Source organism: Embleya sp. NPDC001921, from assembly GCF_053594475.1.
Genome location: NZ_JBSFEO010000022.1, coordinates 67,058 through 79,652, shown reverse-complemented (window position 1 = coordinate 79,652; position 12,595 = coordinate 67,058). Strand labels below are relative to the sequence as shown.

Here is a 12,595-nt window from a genome sequence, read left to right as displayed (position 1 = left end):
GGAGGCCGGCCGGCGGGGCCTTCGGTGTGGCCTTCCGGCGCGGCCTTCCGGCGCGGCCTCTCGGCGCGCGCCGAACTGCCGGACCGGGCGGCCCGATTCGCCGGCTCAGCGCAGTTCGGCGACCACCGCGTCGTTCAGCACCGGCCATACCTGGGCGGCCCACGGCCCGAACTCGCGGTCGGTCAGACACACGCAGGCCGCGTCCAGCTCCGGGTCCACCCACAGGAACGTGCCGCATGCGCCGAAGTGGCCGTACGTCGCGGGCGAGTTGGTGGTCCCGGTCCAGTGCGGCGACTTGGTGCCGCGGATCTCGAAGCCGAGCCCCCAGTCGTTGGGCCGCCGGGTGCCGTAGCCCGGCAGCACGCCGTCCAGGCCGGGGAAGACCACGGTGGTGGCCTCGCGCACCGTCTCCGGCGCCAGCAGGCGCGGCGCGAGCAGCTCGGCCGCGAACCGGCTCAGGTCGCGCACGGTGGACACGCCGCCGGCCGCGGGGGAGTCGCCGATCGTGGTCTCGGTCATGCCCAGCGGCTCGAAGACCGCCTGGCGGACGTACTCGTCGAACGGGATGTCGCAGGCCTTCTCGATGGTGGCCCCGAGCAGGTTGAAGCCGGTGTTCGAGTAGATGCGCTTGCGGCCGGGGCCGGCCAGTACGCGGTCCTCGTCGAAGGCCAGGCCCGACGTGTGTGCCTGGAGGTGCCGGATCGTGGACCCGGGCGGCCCGGCCGCGTCCCCGGGCTCGATCGCGCCCTCCTCGATCGCGGCGAGCGCCGCGTACGCGGTGAGCAACTTGGTCACCGAGGCGAGTCGGAACGGCTCGTCCACCGGGCCGTGCTCGCCCTTGACCACCCCGTCCCGGGTGATCACGGCCGCAGCGGCCTTCCCGACGGGCCACGTGTCGATCATGCGCAGGCTGTTCACGGGAGTCGAGCCTACGGCGAGGGTACGCGCTCGCCCAACCGAGGGATCAGATCCGCCATCAGCGCGGCCAGTTCGTGCGCACACGCGACGAAATCGGCCTCTTCGCCACCGCCGGGGTCGACCACGTCCTCCCAGTCCGGTTCGAGCTCGACCGAGGCGAGGTCGAGCGCGGCGAGCCGGTGCGCCAGGGATTCGCCGGCCGGGCCGGCGGCGGGCAGGTCGCGGACGAGGCGCCGCAGGGTCGCGGTGCGCGCGGCGCCCTCCGGGTGGTGCCGGCGGATGTACCGCACGTGCTGGTACTCCTGCGTGATCAGCAGGTCGGCCGCGGCCACGTGCGCGTCGGTGAGCTGGGTGCTGCGGTGGCCCGCGGCGCTCAGGCCGAGCCGCTCCAGCGCGGCACGGGTGCGCCAACTGATCGGCAGGCCCTCGACCACGAAGGTGCCGGCGGTGGCCACGCGCCACTCGGGCCGGGCCGTGCGGGCCAGTTCGCCGGCGATCACCGAGCGGGTGGCGTTGCCGGTGCACACGAAGAGCAGCGAGGTCATCCGTACATCATGGGGCCGGCCATCGGGGCCGGTCGGCGCGCGGTCGGGGCGCGGTCGGGTCCGGGGTGGGGCCGGGGTGGGTCCGGGCTCGGCGGCGCCGGGGCGGAGTGGGCGGCCCGGTCAGGTGGGTCCGGTTCCGGGCGGTTCGGGGGCCGGTCGGCCGGGTGGGTCGGCTTGGCCCCAGTCGCGGCCGGTCAGCGCGCACCCGGCGCTGCGGTCGCAGAACGGCACGTTGCCGGTCGAGCCGCAGCGGCACAGCGCCGCCCGCGTCTCGTGGCGGTGCGTGCCGTCGGGCATGGTCACCTGGATATGACCGCGCAGCACCAGCGGGCCGCCGTCGACGACGTACACCCGGGTGGGGTGGGTCGGCATCTCCGGCGCCCCGCCGGTGGGCGTGTAGTGCAGCGCGCCGCTGGGGCAGCGCCGGATCACCTCCGCGACCTGCTCGGCCGGGGCCCGCGTCGGGTCGATCCAGGGCCGCCGATCGGTGTCGAAGACCTCGGGCAGGCCGTGTACGCACTCGCCGGAGTGCAGGCAGCGCTTGGCGTCGAAGGTGACGACGATGTCCTCGGCCGGATACTCCTCGCCTCGGTCGGGACCTGGGGCGGTGCTCATCTGAATCAACTCGGATCGGTCGGAGCGGGGACCGTCGGACGGGTCAGTCCGTGACCGTGCTCGGCGGGGCGTCGTAGACGAGGTCGAAGTAGTCGGGGTGCTTGCCGATCCACGCCTTCACGAAGGGGCACAGCGGCAGCACCTTGCGGTCGCCGCCGCGCACCAGGTCGAGCGCGCCGCGCACGAGCGCACCGCCGACGCCCTTGCCCTCGAACCCCGGGTCCACCTCGGTGTGGGTGAACACGATCAGGGTGTCGGTGGTCATGTACTCGGCGTAGCCGGCCAGGTCGCCGTCGGCCCGGGCCTCGAAGCGGTTCTGTGCGGGAACGTCCTCGACCGCGATGTCCATGTGATCCCCTCGTTGTGGTGCGGATCGGCGGATGCCGACCCGACACTCTCTCTCGAATCCATTCGAACGCATACCCGGGTGTGGTGCGACCCAGGGCGATCGCCGCGGCGGTCCGCGCGCTTGATCGTTTGTCTCGTTCCGGTCGGTGGTCCGCCGTTGACCTCGCACGCGACCTGGGAGAGCATGCGCAGATCTGACGCATCGTCATATTTGCTGGGAGGCACCACTCATGCTCGATCCCGAACCCCTCGCCGGTCAGGTCGCGGTCGTCACCGGCGGAGCCGCGGGCATCGGCGGCGGGGTCTCCCGGCTGCTGGCCCGCGCGGGCGCGCTGGTGCTGCTGAACGACATCGACGCGGACTGGGCCGAGCAGGCCCGGGTGGACATCGAGGCGGCCGGCGGGCGGGTGGAGGTGGTACTCGGCGACATCCGCGAGTCGGCCGCGGTGGCCCGGCTGCGCGATGCCGCGCTGGCGGCGGGTGGCGCGGACGTACTCGTGAACAACGTCGGCGACTATCGGCCCTCCACCACGTTCCTGCGCAGCACGGAGGAGGAGTGGCGGGCGCTGCACGCGATCAACTTCGAACATGTGTTGCGCGTCACGCACGCGGTGTTGCCGCAGATGATCGAGCGCGGCTCCGGCAGCATCGTGAACGTGTCCACGGTCGAGGCGCTGCGCGGCATCCCGGGCTGCCCGGTCTATTCCGCGTACAACGCCGCGATCATCGCGTTCACCAAGAGTCTCGCGGTCGACGTGGCACGCAAGGGGGTGCGGGTCAACGCGATCGCGCCGGACATGGCGAACACGCCGCAGACGACATACGAGGCGAAATTGCGTGATCGCGACCCCGCGCTGATCGGTTCGTGGGTGCCGATGGCGCGGTTCGGCGAACCCGAGGACTACGCGAAGGTTGTGCTCTTCCTGGCGAGTGCCGCATCGTCGTATGTGACGGGTCACCTGATCCCGGTGGACGGCGGTACGACCGCCGCGAGCGGGTGGTACGGGCGGGCGGACGGTCGCGGTTGGACCAACCTGCCGGATGGTGCGTGAGCGGCATTTCGTAGGGTGTCCGGTTGTTGTTCGGGTCGGGAACCGGGCAGGTGTCCCGTACGTCGGGACAGCAAGAGGGAACGATGGCGTGGCCGCGGAGTCGGTGGCGCCGATCGGATCGGGACAGCGTGAACGACACGAGCACGACCGGCCACAGCGTCACCGGGGGGACGACGGACATGGCACGTACGACGGTGAGGGCCTACCTCAATCTGGCCATCCTGGTCGCCGGGCTCGAACTCCTCGCCATCGGCATCTGGTTCGTCCTCGAGGGCATCCGGGTCGACCAGGCCGACAGCATGATGGTGGTCTACGTGTGCGCCGCGGCGGTGCTCGGCTCGGCGATCTGGCTGGGCGGATATCGGCCCCGAGCCGACGAGTTCGTCGAGCACTGCGACGACACCGCGCTGCGGGACGCGAAGGCGCGGCTGGACCGGATGGATCCGGCCCGGTTGGCCGAACACGTGGCCGACCTGTGCGAGCGGGACGGGCTGGCCGAGGTGGAGACGGTGCGGGTCGTCGAGGACGCCTACGCGGTGGACATCCACGCGAGGCGCGTCGACGGGACGCCGGCGGTGTTGCGGTGTCGCAGTGCGGAGGGGCCCGGGCCGGTGGCGGGGGGCGTGGTCCAGGACTTCGTGAGCGCGCTCGTCGCTCACGCGGACGGGGCTGCGGCCGAGGAGGCCGGTGCGGGGGCGGATCGGTCGGGGGCGTTGTTGCTCGCGACGACGGCCGGGTGCTTTTCGGCCAAGGCGGCGGCGGTTGCGGCTTCTGCGGGTGTGGTGCTTTTGGATCGCGCGGCGTTGGCGCATTGGGAGTGTGACAAAGAGGTGCCGGCGCCGTTGGCGGCGTAGCGGGGTTTGGCCTCAAGCGCCGGCCGGGCTGGGTTGGCCTCAAGCGCCGGCCGGGCTGGGTTGGCCTCAAACGCCGGCCGGGCTGGGTTGGCCTCAAACGCCGGCCGGGCTGGGTTGGCCTCAAACGCCGGCCGGGCTACTTGGCCTCAAGCGCCGGCCGGGCTACTTGGCCTCAAACGCCGGCCGGGCTGGGTTGGCCGGGTTGATTGGGGTCATGTGCCGGCTGGGCTTGGGTTAGTTGCAGCAGCCGCCTCCGCAGCAGGCGGCTCCGCCTCCGGGGTTGGTGGGGCGGGGGGTGGAGGCGGTGCCGGTTACTGCGACTGTGGACAGGAGTTTTGTGGTGTCGCCGTGGCCCTGGGGGCACGTGGCCGGGTCGTTTGCGGCGGACATCGGGCGGTTGAGCTCGAAGGTGATGTCGCAGGCGCGGCAGCGGTAGTCGTAGCGTGGCATGGCGCCAAGGCTAGTACCGGGGGCGGCACCGGCGGAGGAGGTCAGGCCTTCGGGCCGGTGCTCTGGACGACCTCGAAGGACCACAGCGCGGAGTCGGTGGATGCCGGCTTCGGCCGCTCGGCGCCGTCGCCCTGCCCGTGCGCGGCCTTCATGGTCCCGGACATCCACGCCTGGAAGTCCTCCTCGCTGCGCCAGCGCGTGTACACGAGGTACTGGTCGGTCCCCTCGACCGGCCGCAACAATTCGAACCACTCGAACCCGTCCTGCGAGTCCACCATTCCCGCACGCGACGCGAATCGCTGCTCCAGGGTCTCCCGCATCTCGGCGGGCACGGTCAGCGCGTTGATCTTCACCACGGACATGCCCCCAGTCTGCCGCACGGGACGGCCCCCGGGCGCGGGGTGGGCAGCGCTCGGGGGCCGTCGTCGGTGGGGGCGGGGGCGGATCAGGGGCGAAGGGGGCCTTCGCAGGTGTAGGTGGAGGTGGCGGCCCGGGCGTTGGTCCAGGGGCTCGGTGGGGTGAAGTGACAGTTCATGTCGGCGAGGTTGTCGAGGGCCGCGCCGGCGCGGGTGAGGATGAAGTAGTCGACCGTGGCCGCCATGGCGGTGTGCATCCGGCCCGGGTCGGTCGAGTCGATGTTCGCGGTGATCGCGCCGGTGCAGGTGAAGCGGGGGAGCCTGTCGCGGGTCGCGGTGCACGACGTCGGGTTGTTGGAGGTGGACCGGTGGAAGGCCCGGCGGACCCGGTCGGCGTCGGTCGCGGTGAGCTTCCCGGTCGGGGTGTACGTCGCCACCGGCACGATCAGGTTGTCCACGTCGGCGATCCGGCCGTCGAGGTAGGTGTCGAACTCGGCCTGGAAGGTCGGGCCGCTCACCCGGTCGATGAAGGCGTCGAACGCGGCGACGTCATTGTTCCGCAGGTGGGTGTACATCTCGGCGAGCAGGTCCGGGTGGTCCTGGCCGAGCATCGAGAAGAACGCGCCGGCGTAGGCGTAGTAGCGGAAGAAGTAGCCGTCGTCGTCGTACTTGAAGTGCAGCGTCTCGCGGACGGACGGCCGACTGCCGTACTTCCGCACGTCCGAGATCACCTTGGTGACGAGGGACCTGCGGAGTTTCACGCCCTGGTCGCGGGTCGCGCCCGCCATGTACTCGGCCATGCCCTCGTCGAAGGCGGTGGTTCGGTTCTCCGCGTACCAGGGACCCTCGCCGAACGAACCGGGCACCGCCCAGCGGCCGTTGAGGTAGTGGGTGTACTCGTGGCGGAACAACTCCTCGAGGTGGAGGAGGGAATCGCGCGGCACGACGCGTTGGTAGGTGTAGAAGGTCGCGCCTCGCTCGATGTACAACCCGCCGTTGTTCGTCGAGTAGCCGTACAGGAACGGCTGGTACGTGCGGTAGTCGGCCATGCTCGCGTACAGCCGGACGGTCAGCTTGTGGTTCGGGTCGCCCGCGAGCGGCTGGTCGGCGCCCACCGTGCGGAAGAACTGCTCCTTGACCTGCTTGGAGGCGTAGTACAACTGCTCGACGGTGGCCCGGTCGAGGGACGTGTGCACCTCGATGTCGCCCCGGTCGAAGGTGTACGTGTTCGGGAACACGGTCGCCTCCACGTCGGCCCGACAGACCCCCGCCGCGTGACAGCGGCCGTAGGTCTCCAGCCAGTGCGCGACCTCGCTCCACGGCACCGAGAAGCGGCCGTACCAGCCCTCGGTGTCGGTGAGCATCGTGCTCAGCCCGGTCACCGTCTCGGCGGTCAGGCTCGGGATCTGCCCGAGCCGGCCGTACTCGTAGACGCCGTTGCGCAGCAGCCCGGAGGTGCTCGGCGTGTTCAGGTGCCGGTAGCCGACGAACGCCTTCAGGCCGGCGCGGTAGGCCGGATCGGCCTGTACGGCGGCGACGAAGCCCGCGTCGCCGTTGTAGATGCCGTGGTAGGCGAGGGTCTGTGCGGAGAGCACCGCGTCTCGCCGGGCCGCGTTCTGCCATGCCGCCGTACTGCCGTCCATGTCGCGGAACATCCGGGTCAGCAGGGGTAGTTGCCGCCCGCGTACGCCGTCGAGGTCGGCGCAGATCAGCACTTCGCGCAGCAGCGCGCCCGAGGTGGGCGTGAGGTCGAACGCGTGCGGTGCGGCGCGGAAGGCGTCCGCCGCCGCGTTGATCGCGGCCACCACGGCCGGCCCGCGCAGGTCGATGGCCGGGTTGTCCCAGTCGAGGTAGAGCGCGGCGTGGGTGAAGTACCAGAGTTCGTACAGGTGCGACGTGTTCGAGCCGTCGTAGCCGGGGGCCAGCGCGGTGATCCGGGCCAGCACCGCCTGGAGGTGAGCCGGCGTCAGCACCCGGCCCAACTCGGGCGTGTAGGTCCACAGGAAGCCGCGCAGGCAGTCGGGTCCGACGTCGGCGCGGGTGAGGAAGTCGGCCAGGGCCTGCGGGGACAGTGCGGAGAACTCGGCGAGCGTGCAGCCGGCCGGCAGGGCGGCGGCCTGGGCTCGCCGGTGCGCCGGCGGGCCGATCGGGAGGTCCGCCGGGGAGGGGCCCCGGCCGGGCGGCTTCGCGTTGCTCCCGTCGACCGGACCCGGGCCCCGGTCGGGGCCGAGCGAGAGTGGCGAACCGATCCGGTCGACCTCGTCGCCCGGATCGGCCGCCGGCGCCGTGTTCGCGTGCCCGACCCGCGAGTTCGCACTCGGGACGGGGCCGGCCGAGGCCGTCGGCGAAGCTGCGATCGGCAGCACGCCGACGGCCAGTGCCAAGAGGGGAACGCTTGTGGCAAACCACTTCCTGCGGCGTGCGTGAGTGCTCATGTACGGCCCTTCGGGCACGGGCGGACCACGGTCGGCGGTCCACAGTGAGAACACGACGCTGAGTACAATGGCATATGTCACACGTGACATCCAGATGGATTCACGTTGAATCGTTCAGGGCGGGGATCGGAAGTCCGTTCGGAAGTGGTCGCGGAGCCCGCCCCCGATGTGGACGCCGCCCGTCTCGCACAGGACAGGGACAGGCGGCGCAAGAGCGCCCCCGCCCGCGACGCCCCCGAGCCGGCATTTCCCGCCGATGAACCCGTGACCTTCGGCTCGCCGGCGACTAGCGTCGGCCGCAGGCGCCCCGAGCCGCGACCCGGTCGGATGTGTGCCGCTGATGGTCCGTCATGCCCAGTGCACGGCAAGGGAAGCGGAGGCTCGTGTGGTCTACAGTCAGCCCGGCCAACCGGACAGCATCGTCAATTTCGAACCTCGGTACGACAATTACATCGGGGGCAAGTGGGTACCGCCCGTGCAGGGCCGGTACTTCGACGACATCACCCCCGTGACCGGACAGCCGTTCTGCGAGGTGGCCCGCTCCACCGCCGAGGACGTCGAACTCGCGCTGGACGCCGCGCACGCCGCCGCGGACGCGTGGGGGCGGACCAGTGTCACCGAGCGGTCGCTGATCCTGCTGAAGATCGCCGAACGCATCGAGCAGAACCTCGAACGCCTCGCGGTCACCGAGACGTGGGAGAACGGCAAGCCGGTCCGCGAGTGCCTGGCCGCCGATCTACCGCTGGCCGTCGACCACTTCCGCTACTTCGCCGGTGTGATCCGGGCCCAGGAAGGGTCCATTTCGCAACTCGACGAGGACACCGTCGCGTACCACTTCCACGAGCCACTCGGCGTGGTCGCGCAGATCATCCCGTGGAACTTCCCGCTGCTGATGGCCACCTGGAAGCTCGCGCCGGCGCTCGCCGCCGGGAACTGCGTGGTGCTCAAGCCCGCCGAGCAGACCCCGGTGAGCATCCTGGTGCTGATCGAACTGATCGCCGACCTGCTGCCGCCCGGCGTGGTCAACGTGGTCAACGGCTTCGGCTTCGAGGCCGGCAAGCCGCTGGCGAGCAGCAACCGGGTGGCGAAGGTGGCCTTCACCGGCGAGACGACCACCGGGCGGCTGATCCTCCAGTACGCGTCGCAGAACATCGTCCCGGTGACCGTCGAACTCGGCGGCAAGAGCCCGAACATCTTCTTCGCCGACGTGGCCGACGAGGACGACGACTTCTTCGACAAGGCGGTCGAGGGATTCGTGATGTTCGCGCTCAACCAGGGCGAGGTCTGCACGTGTCCCTCCCGGGCGCTGATCCACGAGTCGATCTACGACCGGTTCATCGAACGGGCGCTGGCGCGCACCCGGGCGATCGTGCAGGGCAACCCGCTCGACCCGGCGACCATGGTCGGCGCGCAGGCGTCCAACGACCAGTTGGAGAAGATCCTGTCCTACCTCGACATCGGCCGGCAGGAGGGGGCCGAGGTCCTGATCGGCGGCGCACGCAAGGTGGTCGAGGGCTTCGAGGACGGCTACTACGTCGAGCCGACCATCTTCAAGGGCACCAACGACATGCGGATCTTCCAGGAGGAGATCTTCGGCCCGGTGGTCTCGGTGACCACGTTCCGCGACGACGCCGAGGCGCTGCGGATCGCCAACGACACGCTGTACGGGCTGGGCGCGGGCGTGTGGACCCGGGACGCGACGAGGGCCTATCGGTTCGGCCGGGAGATCAAGGCCGGCCGGGTGTGGACCAACTGCTACCACGCCTACCCGGCGCACGCGGCGTTCGGCGGGTACAAGGCCTCCGGGATGGGCCGGGAAAACCACCGGATGATGCTCGGCCACTACCAGAACACCAAGAACATGCTGGTCAGTTACTCGGCGAAGAAGCTCGGATTCTTCTGATGACCGAGTCGCCGCGGTCGCCGGGCGCGGCCGACCCGCCCGGCGTGCCCGACCGGCCGGGGACCCCGGTCGAGAAGGTCGCGATCACCGCGGCCGCCGCCGAACTTGTGGTCGAACTCGCGGCCGAGCACGGGCCGTTGCTCTTCCACCAGTCGGGCGGTTGTTGTGACGGGTCCTCGCCGATGTGCTACCCGAGAGGGGAGTTCCTGGTCGGCGACGCGGACGTGTTGCTCGGCTGGGTCGCCGAGCAGCCGTTCTACATGTCCGCGGCGCAGTACGCGTACTGGCGGCACACCCACCTGACCGTGGACGTGGTGCCCGGTCGCGGCGGCGGGTTCTCGGTCGAGGCGCCGACCGGCAGGCGATTTTTGATCCGCTCGCGGGTGTTCACCGACGACGAGGCGCGCCGACTGGAGAGCGACCAGGCGCCGCCGGGCCGCCGGCACTGAACGGTCGGGCCCGGGACGGGATCGCTCCCGTCCCGGGCCCGCCGGCGCGATCGGCTCAGTCCTCGCGGCGGCCGCGTCGCATGCCCAGGATCAGGGTGGCCGCCAGCAGCACCGCGATCACCGCGCCCAGCGTGTCCCGCAGGGTGTGGTCCGCCGGGCCGTCGATCAGGTTGCTCTGGTTGGCCATGTCCGGCGTCGGGGTCGCGGCCGGCCCCGTGGCCTGGAGCAGCTTCGGCAGGTCCAGGCCGCCGAAGGTGGTCACCGTGCGGTTGGTCGCCTCGGCCGCCAGGATCAGCGAGGCGAGCCGGACCGGGTCGTTGCCCGCCATGGTCTTGGCGCCCGAGGCCAGCCAGTCCACCGCCGCGCCCGCCTCGGCCGGGTGGCCGGTCGCGGACAGCGCCTGGACGGCGGCCACCGTGGCGTCGAAGTCGCTCGGCCCGCCGAAGTGGTTGCCGCCCGCCTTCAGCTTCGCGATCAGCCACGCCGCGCCGCCCTGCGCGGCCAACGCGCGGCCCGGCTCGGCACCGGGGCAGACCAGTGGGGTGACCGCGATGGAGGGGGCCGGTACGGCGGGCTGGGTGCCGTATCCGAGCGCGAGCACCGAGCGTGCGGTCACCGTCGGATCGACCGGACCGCCCGGCCGCGCGGCGAACGCGCCGCGATCCGGCTCGGGCGCGGCGCAACGCGACTGGGTCGCCTTGAGCGCGTCGGTGGGCGTACGCCCCTGCGGCGACTTCAGCAGTTCCGGCGAGCGGCCGGCGGTGACGATCGCGCTGATCGCGGCCGCCGTCGCGGCCGGGTCACCGGTGGCGTCGGGCGCGGGTACGGTCGCGAACGAGCCGTCCGCGAGCTGCTTGGACCGCAGCCAGTCGACCCCGCGCGCGACCCGCGTGTCGTAGGTGCGCAGCGCGTGCAGCGCCTCGATCGCGGTCGCGGTCGCGACGGTGTCCTCCCGAGCGGCGTCGCACGGCGCGGCCGGATCGGCTCGATACGCGGTGAAGCCGCCGTCCGCGCACTGCTGTCCGAGCAGCCACTCGATCGCGGTCGGGGCCGGTTGGCTGTCCGTGGAGGCCAGGGCCAGGATGGCCAGCGACTGCCGGTAGACCCCGTCCGAGGTCGGATCACTCTTGCCGTACAGCGCGAGCGGCACCGGTCCGGCCTGGGCCTTGTCGACCGAGACGCGCGCGACGGCCGACGCGGAGGTGGCGCGCGGCGCCGAGTCGCCCACGACCGCCCTGGGCGAGCCGCCGGGAGGCGGCGGTGTCGGCGCGGCGGCGGCCACACCCCCCGTCCAGGCCGAGCACAGCAGCGCCGTCGTGAGCACGGAGGCCGCCGCGGCACGCCCGCGGCGTCGGGGGGAGGGCATGCAGTGCCTTTCGCTGAACGCTGAGCGGATCGGACCGCGAAACCGACGGTCGACGGTCCCGGCCACCCTACCCGTGCGCCCCTGCGGACCCGAGGGTCACAGGGCCGTATAGCGCACGGGGTCGCCGCCGGGCTCCGCGCCCGCGCGCCCGCGCTTGACCAGGTGGCGCAGGTGCGCGGCGGCCTCGCTGAGGGCCAGTTGCCGGTTCTGCGCGCCCAATCGCGCCCACGGCCGGTTCCAGTCCATGCCCTCGGCGATCTGCCACAGGGTCAGCGACGCCGCGCACAGGCGCGCGTGCAGCGCCGCGAGCCGGTCCTCGTGCAGCCGGGCCACCTCGGCCGCCCGACCCGCCGCGTCCTCGAAGGCGTGCTCGTGGGCGGGCAGCACACCGGTGATCGGCAGCCGCGCGACACGTGTCAGGGAGGCCAGGAAGTCACCGAGCGGGTCGGCCTCCTCGGCCTCGTCGTACAGACCGATGTGCGGCGTGATCGAGGGCAGCAGGTGGTCGCCGGAGAGCAACCGGCCGTCGCCGCCCTCCAGGTGCAGGCAGACATGGCCGGGCGTGTGCCCGGGTGTCCACACCGTGCGTACCGTGCGACCGGGCGCGGGCGCGAGTTCGCCGTGCACCAACTCGCGGTCGGGCACCGCGTAGTGCAGACGCGGGCGGCTGCCGGCCGTCGCGGTGCGCAGGCCGGTGAGCGCGTCCAGCGCCTCCTGCGGCGCGCCCGCGAGGGCGAGCACCTCCAGGTGGTGGCGCAGCCACGCGGAGCGCGGCGCGTTGTTGATCAGTTCGACCTGCTCGGCGTCCGCCGCGTGCAGCGCGACCCACGCGCCGGAGACCTCGCGCACCTTCTCGGACAGCCCGTGGTGGTCGGGGTGCGCGTGGGTGACCAGGACGCCGTGCACCTCCTCGATCGAGGTGCCGACCTCGACGAGGCCGTCCACCAGGGCCCGGTAGGAGACCGGGTCGTCCCAGCCCGAGTCGACCAGGACCGGTCCGGCGTCGGTCTCCAGCACGTAGACCAGGGTGCAACCGAGCGGATTGTTCGGGATCGGAACCGGGACGGTCCACACGCCGTTGCCCAGATCGGCGACCCGAGGTGTCGGCGGGGTGGGGCGGCTGGGTGCGGTGGTCACGGGCGGCCTCCTTCTCGATGTACTCGAAGTGGCGCCAGTCGAACGCCGGGTGCGCGCCCGACTTCGATGATCACCATAGAACACGTTCTCTCATACACCACCGCGCCGATGACTTGAGGGGTCGTCAGATCGAGATCCGGCACGTACGATCCTTACCTGTCAGCCGA

13 protein-coding genes are annotated in these 12,595 nt (G+C 71.7%); 4 read left to right on the top strand and 9 right to left on the bottom strand.

Translation table 11 applies throughout. From position 1 onward, the window contains the following. Positions 1 to 105: 105 nt before the first annotated feature. From ACWCPW_RS25215 to ACWCPW_RS25200, 4 genes are all read right to left on the bottom strand, one after another. Positions 106 to 918 (bottom strand): serine hydrolase domain-containing protein, encoded by an 813-nt coding sequence (locus ACWCPW_RS25215; protein WP_395869538.1) that lies wholly within the window; start codon positions 916 to 918, stop codon positions 106 to 108. An 11-nt stretch (positions 919 to 929) separates the two neighbouring features. Further along, the gene (locus tag ACWCPW_RS25210; RefSeq protein ID WP_449763868.1) at positions 930 to 1,463 is read right to left on the bottom strand and encodes an arsenate reductase/protein-tyrosine-phosphatase family protein; all 534 of its coding nucleotides are present in this window, start codon (positions 1,461 to 1,463) and stop codon (positions 930 to 932) included. A 120-nt stretch (positions 1,464 to 1,583) separates the two neighbouring features. Then, on the bottom strand, positions 1,584 to 2,078 hold the full coding sequence (locus tag ACWCPW_RS25205) for a (4Fe-4S)-binding protein (protein ID WP_449763867.1): 495 nt from the start codon (positions 2,076 to 2,078) through the stop codon (positions 1,584 to 1,586). Positions 2,079 to 2,121: 43 nt separating this feature from the next. Beyond that, entirely contained in the window at positions 2,122 to 2,427 is a 306-nt protein-coding gene (locus tag ACWCPW_RS25200) for a GNAT family N-acetyltransferase (protein WP_449763866.1), read from the bottom strand. 229 nt (positions 2,428 to 2,656) lie between these two features. Here ACWCPW_RS25200 and ACWCPW_RS25195 point away from each other — a divergent pair, with 229 nt between their 5' ends. Both ACWCPW_RS25195 and ACWCPW_RS25190 read left to right on the top strand, forming a co-directional pair. After that, positions 2,657 to 3,478, top strand: coding sequence for an SDR family NAD(P)-dependent oxidoreductase (locus ACWCPW_RS25195; protein WP_449763865.1), 822 nt, complete (start codon positions 2,657 to 2,659; stop codon positions 3,476 to 3,478). 179 nt (positions 3,479 to 3,657) lie between these two features. After that, positions 3,658 to 4,332 (top strand): restriction endonuclease, encoded by a 675-nt coding sequence (locus ACWCPW_RS25190; protein WP_449763864.1) that lies wholly within the window; start codon positions 3,658 to 3,660, stop codon positions 4,330 to 4,332. Positions 4,333 to 4,566: 234 nt separating this feature from the next. Here ACWCPW_RS25190 and ACWCPW_RS25185 read toward each other — a convergent pair whose 3' ends face one another. The 3 genes from ACWCPW_RS25185 to ACWCPW_RS25175 all read right to left on the bottom strand — a co-directional run bounded on the left by ACWCPW_RS25185 (position 4,567) and on the right by ACWCPW_RS25175 (position 7,522). Then, positions 4,567 to 4,782: an FmdB family zinc ribbon protein gene (locus tag ACWCPW_RS25185; protein WP_449763863.1), complete on the bottom strand. Its 216-nt coding sequence runs from the start codon at positions 4,780 to 4,782 to the stop codon at positions 4,567 to 4,569. A gap of 41 nt (positions 4,783 to 4,823) precedes the next feature. After that, the gene (locus tag ACWCPW_RS25180; protein WP_449763862.1) at positions 4,824 to 5,144 is read right to left on the bottom strand and encodes an antibiotic biosynthesis monooxygenase family protein; all 321 of its coding nucleotides are present in this window, start codon (positions 5,142 to 5,144) and stop codon (positions 4,824 to 4,826) included. An 83-nt stretch (positions 5,145 to 5,227) separates the two neighbouring features. Continuing rightward, complete coding sequence (locus tag ACWCPW_RS25175; protein WP_449763861.1) at positions 5,228 to 7,522, bottom strand: collagenase; 2,295 nt, start codon at positions 7,520 to 7,522, stop codon at positions 5,228 to 5,230. Between the two features lie 436 nt (positions 7,523 to 7,958). On the opposite strand from ACWCPW_RS25175, the gene adh reads away from it, so the two are divergent. Both adh and ACWCPW_RS25165 read left to right on the top strand, forming a co-directional pair. Beyond that, positions 7,959 to 9,476, top strand: a complete 1,518-nt coding sequence (adh, locus tag ACWCPW_RS25170) for an aldehyde dehydrogenase (RefSeq protein WP_449763860.1) — start codon at positions 7,959 to 7,961, stop codon at positions 9,474 to 9,476. Then, entirely contained in the window at positions 9,476 to 9,925 is a 450-nt protein-coding gene (locus tag ACWCPW_RS25165) for a DUF779 domain-containing protein (protein ID WP_449763859.1), read from the top strand. Before adh ends, ACWCPW_RS25165 begins: the two co-directional genes overlap by 1 nt. 55 nt (positions 9,926 to 9,980) lie before the next feature. Here ACWCPW_RS25165 and ACWCPW_RS25160 read toward each other — a convergent pair whose 3' ends face one another. Together ACWCPW_RS25160 and ACWCPW_RS25155 are read right to left on the bottom strand one after the other, a co-directional pair. After that, positions 9,981 to 11,291 carry a prenyltransferase/squalene oxidase repeat-containing protein gene (locus ACWCPW_RS25160; protein ID WP_449763858.1) on the bottom strand — a complete coding sequence of 437 codons (1,311 nt, stop codon included), beginning with the start codon at positions 11,289 to 11,291 and terminating at the stop codon, positions 9,981 to 9,983. A 96-nt stretch (positions 11,292 to 11,387) separates the two neighbouring features. Continuing rightward, on the bottom strand, positions 11,388 to 12,428 hold the full coding sequence (locus ACWCPW_RS25155; RefSeq protein WP_449763857.1) for an MBL fold metallo-hydrolase: 1,041 nt from the start codon (positions 12,426 to 12,428) through the stop codon (positions 11,388 to 11,390). Positions 12,429 to 12,595 lie beyond the last annotated feature (167 nt).

Excerpts from the sequence above, each read along its gene's own strand:
- ACWCPW_RS25210 (WP_449763868.1), bottom strand. The coding sequence starts at position 1,463 with ATGACCTCGCTGCTCTTCGTGTGCACCGGCAACGCCACCCGCTCGGTG.
- ACWCPW_RS25205 (WP_449763867.1), bottom strand. The coding sequence starts at position 2,078 with ATGAGCACCGCCCCAGGTCCCGACCGAGGCGAGGAGTATCCGGCCGAG.
- ACWCPW_RS25200 (WP_449763866.1), bottom strand. The coding sequence starts at position 2,427 with ATGGACATCGCGGTCGAGGACGTTCCCGCACAGAACCGCTTCGAGGCC.
- ACWCPW_RS25195 (WP_449763865.1), top strand. The coding sequence starts at position 2,657 with ATGCTCGATCCCGAACCCCTCGCCGGTCAGGTCGCGGTCGTCACCGGC.
- ACWCPW_RS25190 (WP_449763864.1), top strand. The coding sequence starts at position 3,658 with ATGGCACGTACGACGGTGAGGGCCTACCTCAATCTGGCCATCCTGGTC.
- ACWCPW_RS25185 (WP_449763863.1), bottom strand. The coding sequence starts at position 4,782 with ATGCCACGCTACGACTACCGCTGCCGCGCCTGCGACATCACCTTCGAG.
- ACWCPW_RS25180 (WP_449763862.1), bottom strand. The coding sequence starts at position 5,144 with ATGTCCGTGGTGAAGATCAACGCGCTGACCGTGCCCGCCGAGATGCGG.
- ACWCPW_RS25165 (WP_449763859.1), top strand. The coding sequence starts at position 9,476 with ATGACCGAGTCGCCGCGGTCGCCGGGCGCGGCCGACCCGCCCGGCGTG.
- ACWCPW_RS25160 (WP_449763858.1), bottom strand. The coding sequence starts at position 11,291 with ATGCCCTCCCCCCGACGCCGCGGGCGTGCCGCGGCGGCCTCCGTGCTC.